This is a genomic window from Sphingopyxis panaciterrulae (genome assembly GCF_014199295.1).
GTDB lineage: Bacteria > Pseudomonadota > Alphaproteobacteria > Sphingomonadales > Sphingomonadaceae > Sphingopyxis > Sphingopyxis panaciterrulae.
On record NZ_JACIJH010000016.1, the window covers coordinates 51155 to 67699 of the forward strand.

Consider the following 16545-nt stretch of genomic DNA (forward strand, 5'->3'; position numbering starts at 1 on the left):
GAATGCGTCTCGCACCGGGACAGGTTTCGGCTAACAAAGCCTTACCGATTAACGATCTTTTCTCACATCTTCTTAACCAGACTTCGGCTAGTCCGGGGGATGGATTAAGGGAGTGTTAGCGATGATCGTGCGCGGAAAATGGCTGGTTGCCGGCCTGCTGGTGGCGACAGCGGGGCTCGGGGGCTGCCGCGACAACCCGGACAAGGCTGCGCTGGCGCTCGACGACGGGCTGGCCGCCGACCCCGCGATCAAGGGCGCGCTCGAAGACAAGATCATGGTCGACCCGAAACTGGCAGGGCAGGCAAACCGCAACGCCGCCGGTCCCGGCAACCGTCCGGTCGACGGCGGCGTCCCCGCCATCCCCGCCGGTCGCGCCGCGATCGCCGCCGAGGCCGCCGCCGCGCTGAAGGCCGGCAAGCTGGTCAAGGCGCCCAAGGCGCTCCCCTTCGAAGAGGCCGCCTGCGACGGCAATTGCGCTACACAGCAGCGCCCCGCCACTATCGGCGCGCTCGCCGAGGAGCAGTCGAAAGGAAGCTGCGACGCCAAGCTGACCTACTCGAACGACTGGGCGAATCGCCTGCCCGCCGCCTTCCGCGTCTATCCGCGCGCGACGGTGCGCGAGGCAGCGGGCGTCAAGGGCGGCAAGTGCAACATCCGCGTCGTCAACTTCCAGACCGCGGCCTCGCTGCAGGGCGTGCTCGACTATTACAACACGCTGGCGCTGCGCGCCGGCTACACCAGCGACCATCGCGTCCGCGGCAACGAGCATATGCTGGGCGGCACCAACGGCGATTTCGCCTATGTCATCTTCGCCCGCCGCGACGGCGGCATGACCGACGTCGACCTGGTGGCTTCGGGCGGACGGTAAAGGTCACACCTGCCGCGCGGCGATCCCATCCAGCGCCACCGCGTCGCGGATCGTGATGCGGTTATAGTCGATGTCGATCACCCCGGCGCGTGCCATGTCTCGCAGCACGCGATTGACGCTCTGCCGCGTCACCCCCAGCATCGCGCCAAGCTGCTCCTGCGGCAGGCGCAATCCGACCTCGATGCCGCCCTCCACCTCTATGCCGTGAATCCGCGCGAGGTGGGCGAGCGTCGTCGCCATGCGCTGCTCCAGTGAACCAAGCGTCTGATCGTGGAGAAGGCGCAGGCTGTCGCCGTGGCGCGTGCAGAGAAGCAGCGCGACGTCGCGCCACAGGATCGGCTCGGCATCGAGGATCGCGGTCAGCGCGTCGCACGGCAGGTGGAGCAGCACGCTGTCGGCATAGGCGCGAAGATCATAGGGCAGCCGCACCTCCGACAGCAGCAGCACCAGCGCCAGCGCCTCATGTGCGCCCGCGACGCCAAGAACGAATCGCTTGCCCGCCGCCGAGCCGCTGCTGATCTCGAGCCCGCCCGCGGCGACGACGATCACGTCGCGCCGGTGCGCGGCAACATCCGTGCCGCGCGCGTAGGATCGGGCGCGGGCGATGGCCGCGACCTCGACCAGCCGCGCCTCCGGCCAGTCGCGAAACAGCGGGCAGAGGCGCAGCGCGTGCAGGCGCTCGTCCGGCCCCCACTGCCCGGGCGAGTTGTCCGCGCGCGGCCTCGTCGACATGGCTTTCCTCCCCCTTCCCTGCCGGCTTCTATGCCCCGCGTCCGAAAATCCCAAGAGATTGTCGGCTGGATGACAGACGGGCGGCGCGGCACGGCGTAGCGGCAGGGAATGATCGAGAGGAGAGTCATTGCATGAAACCACTGCTCGCACTGCTGGCCATGGCGGCCGCCTTCCTGACCGGCCCGGCGCAGGCAGCGCCCCAAGGGACGCCGGTAACCGAGGAGGACGCCTACGCCATCGGCCTCGAAGCCTATACCTACGCCTATCCGATGGTGCTGATGGAAGTGACGCGGCGCGTGTCGACCAATGCCGGCGAAGGCCGGCTGCACGCGCCGATGAACCATTTTTCGCACATGAAGACCTATCCCGACGCGAGTTTCCGGGACGTGGTGCGTCCCAACGCCGACACCCTCTATTCGACCCTGTGGTTCGACGTCGGCAAGGAACCGCTGATCCTGACCCTGCCCGACACCGCGGGCCGCTATCATGTCGTGCCGATCATGGACATGTGGACAGAGGTGTTCGCGACGCTCGGCACGCGCACGACCGGCAACGACGGCGGCACCGTCGCACTCGTCGGCCCGCACTGGCAGGGCGGTCTGCCGCAGGGGATGCGGATGGTGCGCAGTCCGACCGAGCAAGGCTGGATCATCGGGCGCATCCAGACCAACAGCGCCGCCGATTACGACCATGTCCACCAGTTGCAGGCGGGCTACGCCGCGACGCCACTCTCGGGTTGGAGCAAACCGCAGGCCGCGGCAGAGGCGCAGGCCGATCCGTCGATCGATAGAAAGACGCCGCCGGTCGAGCAGGTCGCGCAAATGGCGCCGGGCGCCTTCTTCGCCCTATTCGCCGAGACGCTGAAGCGCAACCCGCCGCACGCGACCGATTACGCGGTGCTGCTGCGCATGGAGCGGGTCGGGCTGGTGCCGGGGCAGAGCTTCGACCTCGCCGCCGCCGACCCCGCGGTGCAGCGCGGCCTCACCCGCGCCGCAGCCGACGCCCATGCGCGAATCCTGAACCGCCGCAAGGGACTCGATCTGACCAGGAACGGCTGGGTCGCGCTCGGCAATGCGCTCGGCGTCTATGGCAACGACTATCTGCAGCGCGCCTTCATCGCATACGCCGGGCTCGGCGCGCTGCCGCCCGAGGAAGCTATCTATCCGATGGTGCCGCTCGACGGCGCGGGTAAGCCGCTCAGCGGCGCGGCACGCTATGTCCTGCATTTCGACAAGGACCAGATTCCGCCCGCCGACGCCTTCTGGTCGCTGACGATGTACGGCGCCGACCAGTTCTTCGTCGCCAACCCGATCGACCGTTTCGCGATCGGCGACCGCGACAAGCTGGCCTTCAACGCCGACGGCTCGCTCGACTTGTATATCCAGAAGGAGAATCCGGGCGCGGACAAGCAGGCCAACTGGCTGCCCGCGCCGGAGGGGCCGTTCACGATGAACCTGCGGCTTTATCTGCCGCGGCGCGAGGCGCTCGAAGGACGCTGGACGCCGCCGCCGCTCAAGCGGGTGCCGTAAGCGCAAAGAAGGAAGAAGGCCCCCGATATGTCCGGGGGCCTTTTCGTCGTTGGTCAGATCTTGTCGCCGAGCGCGCCCTTGACCTTGCCCTTCAGATTCTGGGCTTCGCCCTTGCGCTCCTGCGCTTCGCCTTCGGCGCGCAGACGTTCATTGTCGGTCGCCTTGCCGATCGCCTGCTTGGTATTGCCGATGGCTTCGTTGGCGAGGCCCTTGGCTTTGTCCTTATATTCACCCACGGGGAGTCTCCTTGGCTGACACGAGGCGACATAGCCCCGTGCCCGATCAACGAGCCCGCGCCGTTGGCGTTCCCTAAAAACGCATCAAGCCATTCAATTAAAAGAGAAAACTAACCTAGATTAGTCCCGCGAGCGGACTCGACGGGTCGGCATAACGGCGCTGGCCCATGCGGCCCGAGAGATAGGCATCGCGCCCCGCCTCGACCGCCAGCTTCATCGCACGCGCCATGCGGACGGGGTCCTTTGCCTCGGCGATCGCGGTGTTCATCAGCACGCCGTCGCAGCCGAGCTCCATCGCCACCGCCGCATCGCTCGCCGTGCCGACGCCGGCATCGACGAGCACCGGCACCGACGCGCCCTCGACGATCAGGCGGATCGTCACGCGATTCTGGATGCCGAGGCCGGAGCCGATCGGCGCGCCCAGCGGCATGATCGCGACCGCCCCCGCATCCTCGAGTTGCTTCGCGGCGATCGGATCGTCGACGCAATAGACCATCGGCAGAAAGCCCTCTTTCGCCAGCACCTCGGTCGCCTCCAGCGTCTCGCGCATATTGGGATAGAGCGTCTTCGCCTCACCCAGCACCTCGAGCTTGACGAGGTCCCATCCCCCTGCCTCGCGCGCCAGCCGCAGGGTGCGGATGGCATCGTCGGCGTTGAAGCAGCCGGCGGTGTTGGGAAGATAGGTGATCTTCTTCGGGTCGATATAGTCGGTCAGCATCGGCGCGGTCCGGTCCGACACGTTGACGCGGCGCACCGCGACGGTGACGATCTGGGCCCCCGACGCCGCGACCGCGGCGGCATTCTGCTCGAAATCCTTGTATTTTCCGGTCCCCACGATCAGGCGCGAGGTGAAACTCCGCCCGGCGACGCTCCACTGGTCGGTCAACAACCGCCTCCTACGAAATGCACGATTTCCAGCGCGTCGCCCTCGGCGAGCGCGACGTCGGCGAGGGTCGAGCGCGGCACGATCTCGCGATTGCGCTCGACCGCGACCTTCTTCACGTCGAGGCCGAGCGACGCGACGAGATCGGCGATGCTGCCGCTGCGTACCTGCCGTTCGTCGCCGTTGAGGATGATCGAAACCACCGCCGCTGCCCTTCTTTGCCTTTTGCCGTGCAGCCCATATAGGGGGAGCCCGCGCGCTAGCAACCGAAAGCCCCGCCTTTGTCCGAACTTCCCGTCATCTTCGTCCTCTCCGGCCCCAATCTCAACCTGCTCGGCACGCGCGAGCCCGAGATTTACGGGCACGACACGCTGGACGACATCCACGCGCGGCTCACCGACAAGGCGGCGACGCTCGGGCTTCGCATCGACTGCCGCCAGACCAATCACGAGGGCGCGCTGATCGACTGGCTGCACGAGGCGCATTTCGCGGGCGCGAAGGCGGTACTGCTCAACGGCGGCGGCTATACCCACACGTCGGTGGCGATCCACGACGCGATCAAGTCGATCCGGGTGCCGGTGATCGAGGTCCATCTGTCCGACCCGCAGACGCGCGAATCCTTTCGCCATCTGAGCTATATCGGCATGGCCGCGGCGGCACATTTTGCGGGCCATGGCGCCGACAGCTATATGCTGGCGCTGGACGCCGCCGCGCGTCTCTGACAAGAGGGCGCCATCAGAACCGGGGTCCGGACGCCGCCGGCGATCGAACCGGGGCGCCATAACAACAGGATAGAATCTCATGGGTGACCATAAAGAGCAGGGCATCAACATCGATCCGGCTTTTGTCCGCGCGCTTGCCGAATTGCTCGACGACACGCAGCTTTCCGAAATCGAGGTCGAGGACGGCGACCGCAAGGTCCGCGTCGCGCGGACGCTGACCGCCGCGGCGCCCGTCGCCTTCGCTCCCGCCGCCGTGCCGGTCGCGGCGCCCGCTGCGGCAACCGCCGCGCCGGCCGCTTCCGTGGCGCCCGCCGCCGACCGCTTCGTCGACGCCGTCAAGTCGCCGATGGTCGGCACCGTCTATCTCGCCCCCGAACCCGGCGCCGCCAATTTCGCGAGCGCCGGCGCCGCGGTGAAGGAAGGCGACACCATCCTCATCATCGAGGCGATGAAGGTGATGAACCCGATCACCGCGCCCAAGTCGGGCACGCTTCAGGCCGTGCATGTCGAGAACAGCCAGCCGGTCGAGTTCGACCAGCCGCTGTTCACCATCGGCTGATCCAGCCCATGAGCATCGAGAAACTGCTGATCGCCAACCGCGGCGAGATCGCGCTGCGCATCCACCGCGCCGCCCATGAAATGGGCATCAAGACCGTCGCGGTCCACTCGACCGCCGACGCCGACGCGATGCACGTCCGCCTAGCTGACGAAGCGGTGTGCATCGGCCCGCCCGCCGCAAAGGACTCCTATCTCAACATCCCGGCGATCATTTCCGCCGCCGAGGTGACGGGCGCCGACGCGATCCACCCCGGCTATGGCTTCCTGTCCGAGAACGCCCGCTTTGCCGAGATCATCGAGGCGCACAACATCGTCTTCGTCGGCCCGAAGCCCGAGCATATCCGCACGATGGGCGACAAGGTCGAGGCCAAGCGCACCGCGGTCGAACTCGGCCTGCCGGTCGTCCCCGGCTCGCCCGGCGCGGTGACCTTCGGCGAGGAGACGCAGCGTCTGGCCGAAGAGATCGGCTATCCGGTGCTCATCAAGGCGGCCTCGGGCGGCGGCGGGCGCGGCATGAAGGTGGTGCCCGACGCCGAAGCGCTCGAAAGCCTGATGGGTCAGGCGTCGAGCGAGGCGGCGGCCGCCTTCGGCGATCCGACCGTCTATATGGAGAAATATCTCGGCAACCCGCGCCACATCGAATTCCAGGTCTTCGGCGACGGCAACGGCAATGCCATCCATCTGGGCGAGCGCGACTGCTCGCTCCAGCGGCGGCACCAGAAAGTGCTCGAGGAAGCCCCCTCGCCCGTCATCTCGGCCGAGGAGCGCGCGCGAATGGGCGGCATCTGCGCCGAGGCCATGGCGAAGATGGGCTATCGCGGCGCCGGGACGATCGAGTTCCTGTGGGAAAACGGCGAATTCTTCTTCATCGAGATGAATACCCGCATCCAGGTCGAGCATCCGGTGACCGAGATGATCACCGGCTTCGATCTCGTCCGCGAGCAGATCCGCATCGCCGACGGCCGCGGCCTGTCGGTCGCGCAGGAGGATCTGGAATTTCGCGGCCACGCGATGGAATGCCGCATCAATGCCGAGGACCCGCGCAGCTTCCTGCCCTCGCCGGGCAAGGTCACCAGCTATCACGCCGCGGGCGGCATGCACGTCCGTGTCGATAGCGGCCTCTACGCCGGCTATGCGATCCCGCCCTATTACGACAGCATGATCGGCAAGCTGATCGTCTATGGCCGCACCCGCGAAAGCTGCATGATGCGGATGCGCCGCGCGCTGGAGGAAATGGTGGTCAGCGGCGTCAAGACCAACATTCCGCTCCATCAGGACCTGCTCGCCGCGCCCGACGTGATCCACGGCGACTATACGATCAAGTGGCTGGAGGAATGGCTCGCCAGGCAGGAGGCCGGGGCGGAGGGCTGACCTCTTCCCCCTCCCCTTCAGGGGAGAGGACTCGGCCGGATTGCCTTCCACCCCCGCGAAATCTCGTCTATGGCGAGGGACATGGCATATCTCTCCCCCCGCCTTGCGTCCGCCGCGGCGCTGCTCCTCCCGCTAACCCTCGCGGGCGCGCCTGCGCTCGCCCAGACCGCGCCGACCGACGTCAAGGAGGATTCGGTCGTCCTCCAGCCCGACAAGGTCGCCGACGACGCGCCCGTCGTCGAGACGCTGGCGCAGGCCAATCTGCCGAGCTGGAGCGAGGACAACGCCCGTGCGCTGCTGACCTTCATCCGGAATATCGGCGAGGAAGGGCTGTTCCCGAAGGATTATGATCCGCAGGAGCTGCAGGCCGCGATCGACAGCGGCAACCAGATTCAGCTCGACAAGGTCGCGACCGACGCCTTCCTGCTGCTCGCGACCCATATGCGCGACGGCCGCACGCCGAATGCCGCGCGCAAACAGTGGTTCATGACCGACAGCGATTCCGACAGCACGCCGCTGATCCCGCTGCTCGACTATGCGCTGACCGCGAACGACGTGCCGATGACGCTGACCGGGCTCGATCCGGTACATCCGACCTTCGCCTTGCTCAAGTCCGCGCTCGCCACCGCGAAGACGCCCGCCGAAGAGAATGCGATCCGCGTCAACATGGAACGCTGGCGCTGGATGCCGCGCGACCTGGGCGAGGGCTATGTCGTCAGCAATGTTCCCGAATATCTGACCCGCGTGGTGCGGAACGGCACCGTCATCGCGACGCACAAGGCGGTGGTCGGCAAGGCTTCGACCCCGACGCCGCAGCTCAACCCGATGGCGACCGGCGTCATCGTCAACCCGACCTGGACGCTGCCGCGCAGCATCATCAACGAGGGCATCGGCGCGACGATCGCGAACAACCCCGCCTCGGCGCGCCGCCAGGGCTATACCTGGACCGGCAAGGGCAAGACGCTGTCGGTGGTGCAGCAGCCGGGGGCGAACAACGCGCTCGGCGTGATGAAGCTCGAAATGCTCAACCCGCACGCCATCTATCTGCACGACACGCCGTCGAAGGGCGCCTTCGCCGCGACGAAGCGCGCCTTCAGCCATGGCTGCATCCGCACCGAAAAGGCGCTGCACTTCTCCGGCCTGATGGCGGTGATGTTCGCGGGCGCGACCCCCGAGGAATTCGGCGAGGTCGTCGCGAGCGGCAAGACCAAGCGCTTCGAATTCACCCAGCCCTTCCCCGTCTATGTCGCCTATTGGACGATGGTGCCCGACGGCAAGGGCGGGCTGAAGAAGCTCGCCGACCTCTATGGCCGCGACGCCCCCGTCGTGGCGAGCTTTGCCGAGCCGGGCCGCCCGACCGCCGCGCTGATCGCTCCCGCCCCGCCGCCGGTCGTCCCGACCACGACGACCGCCACGCGCCAGCCCGCTCCGGCAGCGCCGGCCAGGCCGAGCGCGCAGGCGCCGGGGATGTCGGGGATTTATTGAGGGACGTTCAGACCGAACGCCGCGCTCTCATTCTTCGTCACCCTGAACTTGTTTCAGGGTCCATGGCCTGCCCTCGGATGACGCGGCGTTCGACCGGGAGTGCGGGTCATGGATGCTGAAACAGGTTCAGCATGACAATGAAATTTCAGGCTGGGCCAACCCTCGCCTAATCCGCCGTTCCCGGCATCTGCCCGCTCGTCGCCCCTGTGCGCACGAGCCCCTCGGTGCCCGGCACCGGCAACACGGGCTGCGGCGGCGGGGCGCTGAGCTTGTCGGCGAAGAGCAGGCGGCCGGGGCCGAGCTTGTAGAGGATCTGCGGCAGCAGCGCCTCGCCGAACACGAAGCAGCCCTCGCTGCGCCCGAGCTTGCCCTGCGTCGCGATCAGCGACGGGTCGGCATACCAGGCCCCATGGACGACGATCGCGCGCATGTCGGCATTGCTGTTGTCGGGGTCGAGCCCGACCAGCCGCATCGACGACCCGTTGGCGCCCCAATAATAATCGCTGGTGCGATAGGCGCCGCGCGAGCTGGCGAGGCTGCCGGGGGCGTTCGAAAAATTCTTGAGCCAGCCGTCGTGCTGCCGGTCGGAGCCGCGACCATGGGTCACGGGATATAGGTCGATCGTCCCCGCGACCAGATCGACCAGCGCAAAGCGCGGGCGCCAGGACGGCAAGCCGAAATCGACGATGCCGACGCGGTCGGTCTGCGCGACATGATGGCTTTCGCGCGCCAATTGCGCGCGTGCGACAGACAGATAGTCGACCGGCGGCGCCGCGGGCGCCCTGTCCATGATCCAGCCCGGCAACTGGGCACGCGCCGGAACCGCCGCCAGCGCCCCCGCGCCCGCCAGTCCGGTCAGTATCGCCCTGCGATCGATTTCCGTCTTCACGTGCAACCCAAACCCCGCATGGCCGCCCTTTGACGGTCCCTCATCACGCGGGCATTAGCCGCAGCTTGCGCCCGGAAGGCAAGCGGCATCGTCTTCGTCATGCGGGCAGATGTGCCATAATCGCCATGAACAGCGGGTTTACGCCGCCGCCGCGCCGCGATAGAGCCGGGCCATGAAGGCAATTATCTGGCACAATCCCGCCTGCGGCACCTCGCGCAAGACGCTCGCGATCCTCGAAGAGACGCCGGGCGTCGATGTCACCGTCGTCGAATATCTGAAGACGCCCTATACGGCGGACAAGCTGCGCCAGCTTTTCGCGGACGCCGGCCTGACCGCCAAGGAGGCCCTGCGCCTGCGCGGCACCGACGCCGAAGAGCGCGGCCTCCCCGACGCGAGCGAGGATGCGATCATCGCCGCGATGGTCGACAATCCCGCCTATGTGAACCGCCCCTTCGTCGAGACCGACAAGGGCGTGCGCTACTGCCGCCCGCAGGATGTGGTGTGGGAGATTTTATAAGCTGCGCCTGAATCAACCAAAGCCCTCTCCCCTTCAGGGGAGAGGGTTGGGAGAGGGGGAGTCACGCACGCCGGCCCCTCTCAACTTCGGCTAGCGAGCAAGCTCGCAAGCCTGCGTATCTCTCCCCTGAAGGGGAGAGAGCAGATTTGCTCGCGATATTTATCCTACCCCGCCGAAATCCGTCCGCCCGCGATCCGATAGCGCGTCACCGGCCCGGGCATGGCGTCGAACAGCGCCGCCTCGGTCCCGGTCAGCCACGCCTGCCCGCCCTGCCCCGCGAGCCGTTCGTAGAGCGCGGCGCGGCGCGAGGGGTCGAGGTGCGCGGCGACCTCGTCGAGCAGCAGCACCGGCCGCGCCCCGCGCGCCCGCGCGACGCAATCGCTGTGCGCGAGGATCAGCGACAGCAGCATCGCCTTCTGCTCGCCGGTCGAGCAACGCGCCGCCGCGCGGCCGCTTGCGGCATGAATGGCGGAGAGGTCGTCGCGGTGCGGTCCCGCGGTCGCGCGGCCAGCCGCCGCGTCGATCCGCCGCCGCCCGGCGAACAGCGCTCGCAGGGCATCGACGGTCCACGGCGCCGTGCGCGGCGCGCCTTCGGCATCGATCAGGGTCAGCAGCGGCCGCGCAAAGGGCGCACCGGGCTGCGCCGCCAGCTCGGCCGAGAGCGCCGCCAGGGTCGACAGCCGCGCCGCGTCGATCGCCGTGCCATGCTCGGCAAGCTGCGCCTCGAGGCTCGCCAGCCATTGCGGGTCGGCGCCCGGCTGGCCCGCCAGCAGCTTCCCGCGCGCGCGCAGCGCCGCCTCATAGCGATTGCCGTGCTGCGCGTGCCGCGGGTCGAGCGCGAGGACGAGCCGATCGAGGAAGCGCCGCCGGTTCCCCGCGCTCTCGACGAACAGCCGGTCCATCGCCGGGGTCAGCCACAGCACCGCCAGCCAGTCGCCGAGCGCGGTTGTCGCCGCGGGACTGCCGTTGATCCGTACCAGCCGCCGCCCCGGATGCGCGGGCTCGATCCCGGTGCCGAGCGCGACCGGGGCCAGCCCCTCGCCGGCCAGCACCTCCGCGAATACCGCAAAGCCGCCGCTCGCACCGTCGCGCACCATCTCGGCCAGCGGCGCGCGGCGCAGCCCGCGCCCCGGCGCAAGCAGCGAGATCGCCTCCAATATATTGGTCTTGCCGGCGCCATTGTCGCCGTGGAGCGCGACGAGCCCCGGCCCGGCGCCCAGATCCACGCCGGCATGATTGCGAAAATCGGTCAGCGAGAGGCGGATCAGCGTCATCGGTTTTTCGCGTAGGATATTTCCAACGCCAAGGGAAACGCCTCTTCTCCCCTCCCGCTTGCGGGAGGGGCCGGGGGAGGGCCTGTTCCGGCGCCGCGCTCAATCTCGACATGCCCTCCCCTAACCCCTCCCGCAAACGGGAGGGGGATAAAGTGCGAAAACTTCGCACGGGTGGCATTTTTTGCCATTATTGCGTATTTTTTGCGTTGAAACTTTATTCCATCCCTCAAAAAACCGCACTTAACCGCCAATGAATGAATTTGGCACGCCCCCTGCATAACAACAGGCATCCACCGGATGGTCCGGATGGGAGGAAGGAAGGACATTCATCATGGCTCAGTTCAACACCGAATCGCTCAAGAGCTACGCCGTCGCCGCGCTGGCTTCGCTCTATTGCTCGCTCATGTTCCTCGCCGCCGTCGGCCCGACGGGTGCGGAACTCGGCCGTCTGGTCATCTGACCGGCGGCCGGCTGCCCTACCTTGTGAAGCCGGCCTTCGGGCCGGGATGGAAAGGAAAAAGATGAAACAGGGTTTTCGCAAGAATCGTCGCGATGGCATGGTCTTCGGCGTTTGCGCCGGCATGGCCGACCACTTCGGCTTCGACGTCTTGTGGACGCGCGTCGCCTTCGTGGCGCTGACTTTGCTCGGCTTCGGCCTGCCGCTGCTGCTCTATCTCACGGTTGCGATCCTCGCGCCCTAGCAGCACCGGGCCGGCAGCCTTCCAGGCGCAGTCGCACCGGCCCGCACATTTCCACAGACCAAGGGCCCGCCGGTCTCCGGCGGGCCTTTTTACGTGCGGGGAGATCGAAAACCGGCGTATATTTCATCGTCACCCCGGACCTGATCCGGGTCCCGCTGGATACCGAAACCGGCCGATGCCTCGAAAAACGGGCCCCCGGATCAGGTCCGGGATGACGAAGGTCGGAAATCGACCGGAAGGCGACGTTTCCATCATCGTCACCCTGAACTTGTTTCAGGGTCCATGGCCTGCCGTTTCCTTCGGCGCAGCGCAGGGTGAGAGGTCCGGCCATGGATGCTGAAACAAGTTCAGCATGACGAGGCCGCGAGGCAGTTTCCCACCCCAAAACCGTCAAAAGAAAAAGCCCCGCCGGATCGCTCCGGCGGGGCTCTGTCTTTCCCGTCGACCCATCAGGTCGGCGCGAGGCTTATTCCGCCTCGCCGCCTTCGGGGCGCTCCTCGACCAGCACGTCGTCGGTCGTGAAGTCCTCGCCCTGCACCTTGCCGAGCGGATCGTCGCCCATCGCGGCTTCGGGACCCTGCGCCAGTTCGGCGGCATGTTCCTCGGCCGCGCTTTCGGGCGCGATCAGATGGGCCTCGGTCGCGGCGCGCATGGCGGCGCGCAGCGCGGCATCCTTGCTCGATGCGGTGACGCGGACGCGGTTCATGGCCGCGCCGGTGCCCGCCGGGATCAGGCGGCCGACGATGACATTCTCCTTGAGGCCCATCAGCGAGTCGACCTTGCCCTGCACCGACGCTTCGGTGAGGACGCGGGTCGTTTCCTGGAAGGACGCCGCCGAGACGAAGCTGCGCGTCTGCAGGCTCGCCTTGGTGATGCCGAGGAGGACCGGGCGGCCTTCCGCGGGCTTGCCGTTCTTCGGCAGCTTGGCGTTATATTCCATCATCTCCAGATAATCGAGCTGCTCGCCCGGCAGCAGCGTGGTGTCGCCGCCGTCGGTGATCTCGACCTTCTGCAGCATCTGGCGGACGATCACCTCGATGTGCTTGTCGTTGATCTTCACGCCCTGGAGTCGATAGACTTCCTGGATCTCGGCGACGAGGAACTCGGCCAGCGCCTCGACCCCCATGACGTCGAGGATGTCGTGCGGGTTCGGCGAGCCACTGATCAGCGCGTCGCCGCGCTTCACATAGTCGCCTTCCTGCACCTCCAGCACCTTCGACTTGGGGATCAGATATTCGACCGGATCGCCCTCTTCCGGAACGATCGCGATCTTGCGCTTCGCCTTGTAATCCTTGACGAATTCGATCCGGCCCGAGAGCTTCGCGATCACCGAGACATCCTTCGGCACGCGGGCCTCGAACAATTCGGCCACCCGCGGCAGACCGCCGGTGATGTCGCGGGTCTTCGACGCTTCGCGGGTGACGCGCGCGAGCACGTCGCCCGCCTGCACCTGCTGGCCGTCCTCGACCGAGATCATCGTGCCCACCGCGAGCAGATAGCGCGCGGCCTCGCCCGACGCATCGTCGAGCAGGGTCAGGCGCGGCTGAAGGTCTTCCTTCTTGCCGCGGCCGGTAGCGCGATATTCGGTGACGACGCGCTGCGCGATGCCGGTCGCTTCGTCGATCTGCTCGGTCAGCGTCTTGGTGTCGATCAGGTCCTGATACTTCACCACACCGTTCTTTTCGGTGATCAGCGGCATGGTGAACGGATCCCATTCGGCGATCCGGTCGCCCTTCTTCACCTTTTCGCCGTCCTTGTGCATGATCTGCGCACCATAGGGCAGGCGATGGGTCGCGCGCTCGCGACCCTCGGCGTCGATGACCGCGATCTCGCCAGAACGCGACAGCGCCAGACGGCGACCGCGCTGGTCGACGATCGTCTCCATGTCGCGATATTCGATCGTGCCGTCGGAGATGGCCTCCAGGTTCGACTGCTCGTTGACCTGCGCCGCGCCGCCGATGTGGAAGGTCCGCATCGTGAGCTGCGTGCCCGGCTCGCCGATCGACTGGGCGGCGATCACGCCGACCGCCTCGCCGATGTTCACCGGCGTGCCGCGCGCAAGGTCGCGGCCATAGCATTTGCCGCAGACGCCAAGCGTCGCTTCGCAGACCAGCGGCGAGCGGATCTTGACCGACTGCACCTCGGCTTCCTCGATCTTCGCGACCATCGCCTCGTCGAGCAGCGTGCCGACCGGGGCGATGACAGTGCCGTCGGCGTCGGTGACGTCCTCGAGCGTCGTGCGACCGAGGATGCGCTCGCCGAGCGAGGCAATCACGCTGCCGCCCTGCACGATCGCGCGCATTTCCATGCCGCGGTCGGTGCCGCAATCCTCCTCGATCACGACGCAATCCTGCGACACGTCGACGAGGCGGCGGGTCAGGTAGCCCGAGTTCGCCGTCTTGAGCGCCGTGTCGGCCAGGCCCTTGCGGGCGCCGTGGGTCGAGTTGAAATATTCGAGGACGGTCAGGCCTTCCTTGAAGTTCGAGATGATCGGGGTCTCGATGATCTCGCCCGACGGCTTGGCCATCAGGCCGCGCATCCCGGCAAGCTGCTTCATCTGCGCCGGCGAACCGCGCGCGCCCGAATGCGCCATCATGTAGATGGAGTTGATCGGGGCCATGCGGCCGTCGTCGAGCTTCGGCGTCGCCTTGATCTCTTCCATCATCGCGTTGGCGACCTTGTCGCCGCACTGCGACCAGGCGTCGATCGCCTTGTTATACTTCTCCTGCTGCGTGATCAGGCCGTCCTGATACTGCTGCTCGAAGTCCTTCACCAGGACGCGGGTCTCCTCGACCAGCTTTTCCTTGGCGTCGGGAATGATCATGTCGTCCTTGCCGAACGAGATGCCGGCGCGGAACGCGTGGCGGAAGCCCAGCGCCATGATCGCGTCGGCGAACAGCACCGTCTCCTTCTGGCCGGTATGGCGATAGACCTGGTCGATGACGTCGCCGATTTCCTTCTTGGTCAGCAGACGGTTCACGACGTCGAAGGGCACGGTGTGCGACTTCGGCAGGCATTCGCCGATCAGCATGCGGCCCGGCGTCGTTTCGAACCGCTTCAGATAGTCCTTGCCCTGCTCGTCGGTCTGCGGAACGCGGCTCACGACCTTCGTGTGCAGCGTCACTGCGCCGACGTGCAGCGCCTGGTGCACCTCGGCCATGTCGGCCAGCAGCATGCCCTCGCCCGGCTCGCCTTCGCGCTCCAGCGACAGATAATAGAGGCCCAGCACCATGTCCTGCGACGGCACGATGATCGGCTTGCCGTTCGCGGGCGACAGGATGTTGTTGGTCGACATCATCAGCACGCGCGCTTCGAGCTGCGCTTCCAGCGACAGCGGGACGTGCACCGCCATCTGGTCGCCGTCAAAGTCGGCGTTGAACGCGGCGCAGACCAGCGGGTGAAGCTGGATCGCCTTGCCCTCGATCAGCACGGGCTCGAACGCCTGGATGCCCAGGCGGTGGAGCGTCGGCGCGCGGTTCAGCAGCACCGGATGCTCGCGGATCACCTCATCCAGGATGTCCCAGACTTCCTTGCGTTCCTTCTCGACCCACTTCTTCGCCTGCTTCAGGGTCATCGACAGACCCTTGGCGTCGAGGCGGGCATAGATGAACGGCTTGAACAGCTCGAGCGCCATCTTCTTGGGCAGGCCGCACTGGTGCAGCTTGAGTTCCGGGCCGGTCACGATGACCGAACGGCCCGAATAGTCGACGCGCTTGCCGAGCAGGTTCTGGCGGAAACGGCCCTGCTTGCCCTTGAGCATGTCGGACAGCGATTTCAGCGGACGCTTGTTGGCGCCAGTGATCGTGCGGCCGCGTCGGCCGTTGTCGAACAGCGCGTCGACCGCTTCCTGCAGCATGCGCTTCTCGTTGCGGACGATGATGTCCGGCGCGCGCAGTTCCATCAGCCTTTTCAGGCGGTTGTTGCGGTTGATGACGCGGCGGTAGAGGTCGTTGAGGTCCGACGTCGCAAAGCGGCCGCCGTCGAGCGGCACCAGCGGACGCAGTTCGGGCGGGATCACGGGGATGACTTCCAGGATCATCCACTCGGGGCGGTTGCCGCTCTCGATGAAGCTCTCGACGACCTTCAGCCGCTTGATGATCTTCTTGGGCTTCAGCTCCGACTTGGTCGTCGCCAGCTCTTCCATCAGGTCGGTGCGTTCCTGTTCGAGATCGAGATTCTCGAGCAGCACGCGGATCGCCTCGGCGCCGATGCCGGCGCTGAATGCGTCCTCGCCATATTCATCCTGCGCGTCGAGCAGTTCGTCCTCGGTCAGGAGCTGGAACTTCTCGAGCGGGGTCAGGCCGGGTTCGAGGACGATATAGGCCTCGAAGTACAGCACGCGCTCGAGCTGCTTCAACTGCATGTCGAGCAGCAGGCCGATGCGCGACGGCAGCGACTTCAGGAACCAGATGTGCGCGACCGGCGCGGCGAGCTCGATATGGCCCATGCGCTCGCGGCGGACCTTGGTCACCGTGACCTCGACACCGCATTTCTCGCAGACGATGCCCTTGTATTTCATGCGCTTGTACTTGCCGCACAGGCATTCGTAATCCTTGATCGGACCGAAGATGCGCGCGCAGAACAGGCCGTCGCGCTCGGGCTTGAACGTGCGGTAGTTGATCGTCTCGGGCTTCTTGATCTCGCCGAACGACCACGAACGGATGCGCTCGGGGCTCGCGATGCCGATCTTGATCATGTCGAAGGTCTCGGGCTTCGCGACCGGGTTCATGAAGTTGGTAAGCTGGTTCATATTCTAGCTCCATCTTCCCCTCTCGCCGCG

16 protein-coding genes are annotated in these 16545 nt (G+C 66.6%); 9 read left to right on the top strand and 7 right to left on the bottom strand.

Translation table 11 applies throughout. From position 1 onward, the window contains the following. Nucleotides 1-121: 121 nt before the first annotated feature. A complete protein-coding gene (locus tag FHR21_RS18055) occupies nt 122-868 on the top strand; it encodes a hypothetical protein (RefSeq protein WP_184100873.1) in 747 nt (248 codons plus the stop codon). A gap of 3 nt (nt 869-871) precedes the next feature. Here the strand turns inward: FHR21_RS18055 and FHR21_RS18060 are convergent, their stop codons facing one another. After that, entirely contained in the window at nt 872-1600 is a 729-nt protein-coding gene (locus FHR21_RS18060; protein WP_184100875.1) for a Crp/Fnr family transcriptional regulator, read from the bottom strand. 131 nt (nt 1601-1731) lie between these two features. Between FHR21_RS18060 and FHR21_RS18065 the strand changes: the two genes are divergently transcribed. Beyond that, complete coding sequence (locus FHR21_RS18065) at nt 1732-3129, top strand: DUF1254 domain-containing protein (protein WP_184100877.1); 1398 nt, start codon at nt 1732-1734, stop codon at nt 3127-3129. 53 nt (nt 3130-3182) lie between these two features. Here the strand turns inward: FHR21_RS18065 and FHR21_RS18070 are convergent, their stop codons facing one another. The 3 genes from FHR21_RS18070 to thiS form a co-directional block, all read right to left on the bottom strand. Continuing rightward, nucleotides 3183-3365, bottom strand: coding sequence for a CsbD family protein (locus FHR21_RS18070; RefSeq protein ID WP_184100879.1), 183 nt, complete (start codon nt 3363-3365; stop codon nt 3183-3185). A gap of 115 nt (nt 3366-3480) precedes the next feature. Then, on the bottom strand, nt 3481-4251 hold the full coding sequence (locus FHR21_RS18075; protein WP_184100881.1) for a thiazole synthase: 771 nt from the start codon (nt 4249-4251) through the stop codon (nt 3481-3483). After that, complete coding sequence (thiS, locus tag FHR21_RS21235; RefSeq protein ID WP_184100883.1) at nt 4248-4451, bottom strand: sulfur carrier protein ThiS; 204 nt, start codon at nt 4449-4451, stop codon at nt 4248-4250. Before thiS ends, FHR21_RS18075 begins: the two co-directional genes overlap by 4 nt. A 78-nt stretch (nt 4452-4529) precedes the next feature. Between thiS and FHR21_RS18085 the strand changes: the two genes are divergently transcribed. The 4 genes from FHR21_RS18085 (at nt 4530) to FHR21_RS18100 (ending at nt 8384) form a co-directional block, all read left to right on the top strand. Beyond that, nucleotides 4530-4970 (top strand): type II 3-dehydroquinate dehydratase, encoded by a 441-nt coding sequence (locus FHR21_RS18085; RefSeq protein ID WP_184100885.1) that lies wholly within the window; start codon nt 4530-4532, stop codon nt 4968-4970. A gap of 79 nt (nt 4971-5049) precedes the next feature. Next, nucleotides 5050-5529, top strand: a complete 480-nt coding sequence (accB, locus tag FHR21_RS18090) for an acetyl-CoA carboxylase biotin carboxyl carrier protein (protein ID WP_184100887.1) — start codon at nt 5050-5052, stop codon at nt 5527-5529. Nucleotides 5530-5537: 8 nt separating this feature from the next. After that, nucleotides 5538-6899: an acetyl-CoA carboxylase biotin carboxylase subunit gene (accC, locus tag FHR21_RS18095; RefSeq protein WP_184100889.1), complete on the top strand. Its 1362-nt coding sequence runs from the start codon at nt 5538-5540 to the stop codon at nt 6897-6899. Nucleotides 6900-6980: 81 nt separating this feature from the next. Further along, complete coding sequence (locus FHR21_RS18100) at nt 6981-8384, top strand: L,D-transpeptidase family protein (protein WP_246427320.1); 1404 nt, start codon at nt 6981-6983, stop codon at nt 8382-8384. A 166-nt stretch (nt 8385-8550) separates the two neighbouring features. Here the strand turns inward: FHR21_RS18100 and FHR21_RS18105 are convergent, their stop codons facing one another. Beyond that, nucleotides 8551-9273: a murein L,D-transpeptidase catalytic domain family protein gene (locus FHR21_RS18105; protein WP_338113208.1), complete on the bottom strand. Its 723-nt coding sequence runs from the start codon at nt 9271-9273 to the stop codon at nt 8551-8553. A gap of 172 nt (nt 9274-9445) precedes the next feature. Here FHR21_RS18105 and FHR21_RS18110 point away from each other — a divergent pair, with 172 nt between their 5' ends. Beyond that, on the top strand, nt 9446-9790 hold the full coding sequence (locus tag FHR21_RS18110) for an arsenate reductase family protein (RefSeq protein ID WP_184100891.1): 345 nt from the start codon (nt 9446-9448) through the stop codon (nt 9788-9790). Nucleotides 9791-9954: 164 nt separating this feature from the next. Here FHR21_RS18110 and recF read toward each other — a convergent pair whose 3' ends face one another. Beyond that, nucleotides 9955-11064: a DNA replication/repair protein RecF gene (gene recF, locus FHR21_RS18115; protein WP_184100892.1), complete on the bottom strand. Its 1110-nt coding sequence runs from the start codon at nt 11062-11064 to the stop codon at nt 9955-9957. A 331-nt stretch (nt 11065-11395) separates the two neighbouring features. Between recF and FHR21_RS21125 the strand changes: the two genes are divergently transcribed. Together FHR21_RS21125 and FHR21_RS18120 are read left to right on the top strand one after the other, a co-directional pair. Beyond that, nucleotides 11396-11524: a hypothetical protein gene (locus FHR21_RS21125; protein ID WP_276569300.1), complete on the top strand. Its 129-nt coding sequence runs from the start codon at nt 11396-11398 to the stop codon at nt 11522-11524. Nucleotides 11525-11585: 61 nt separating this feature from the next. After that, a complete protein-coding gene (locus FHR21_RS18120) occupies nt 11586-11765 on the top strand; it encodes a PspC domain-containing protein (protein WP_079638484.1) in 180 nt (59 codons plus the stop codon). 466 nt (nt 11766-12231) lie between these two features. Here FHR21_RS18120 and rpoC read toward each other — a convergent pair whose 3' ends face one another. Next, a complete protein-coding gene (gene rpoC, locus FHR21_RS18125; RefSeq protein WP_184100893.1) occupies nt 12232-16515 on the bottom strand; it encodes a DNA-directed RNA polymerase subunit beta' in 4284 nt (1427 codons plus the stop codon). Between the last annotated feature and the right edge of the window lie 30 nt (nt 16516-16545).

What these genes read in the sequence shown, in the direction of transcription:
- FHR21_RS18055 (WP_184100873.1), top strand. Translation starts at nt 122, where the DNA reads ATGATCGTGCGCGGAAAATGGCTGGTTGCCGGCCTGCTGGTGGCGACA.
- FHR21_RS18060 (WP_184100875.1), bottom strand. Translation starts at nt 1,600, where the DNA reads ATGTCGACGAGGCCGCGCGCGGACAACTCGCCCGGGCAGTGGGGGCCG.
- FHR21_RS18065 (WP_184100877.1), top strand. Translation starts at nt 1,732, where the DNA reads ATGAAACCACTGCTCGCACTGCTGGCCATGGCGGCCGCCTTCCTGACC.
- accB (WP_184100887.1), top strand. Translation starts at nt 5,050, where the DNA reads ATGGGTGACCATAAAGAGCAGGGCATCAACATCGATCCGGCTTTTGTC.
- accC (WP_184100889.1), top strand. Translation starts at nt 5,538, where the DNA reads ATGAGCATCGAGAAACTGCTGATCGCCAACCGCGGCGAGATCGCGCTG.
- FHR21_RS18100 (WP_246427320.1), top strand. Translation starts at nt 6,981, where the DNA reads ATGGCATATCTCTCCCCCCGCCTTGCGTCCGCCGCGGCGCTGCTCCTC.
- FHR21_RS18110 (WP_184100891.1), top strand. Translation starts at nt 9,446, where the DNA reads ATGAAGGCAATTATCTGGCACAATCCCGCCTGCGGCACCTCGCGCAAG.
- recF (WP_184100892.1), bottom strand. Translation starts at nt 11,064, where the DNA reads ATGACGCTGATCCGCCTCTCGCTGACCGATTTTCGCAATCATGCCGGC.
- FHR21_RS21125 (WP_276569300.1), top strand. Translation starts at nt 11,396, where the DNA reads ATGGCTCAGTTCAACACCGAATCGCTCAAGAGCTACGCCGTCGCCGCG.
- FHR21_RS18120 (WP_079638484.1), top strand. Translation starts at nt 11,586, where the DNA reads ATGAAACAGGGTTTTCGCAAGAATCGTCGCGATGGCATGGTCTTCGGC.
- rpoC (WP_184100893.1), bottom strand. Translation starts at nt 16,515, where the DNA reads ATGAACCAGCTTACCAACTTCATGAACCCGGTCGCGAAGCCCGAGACC.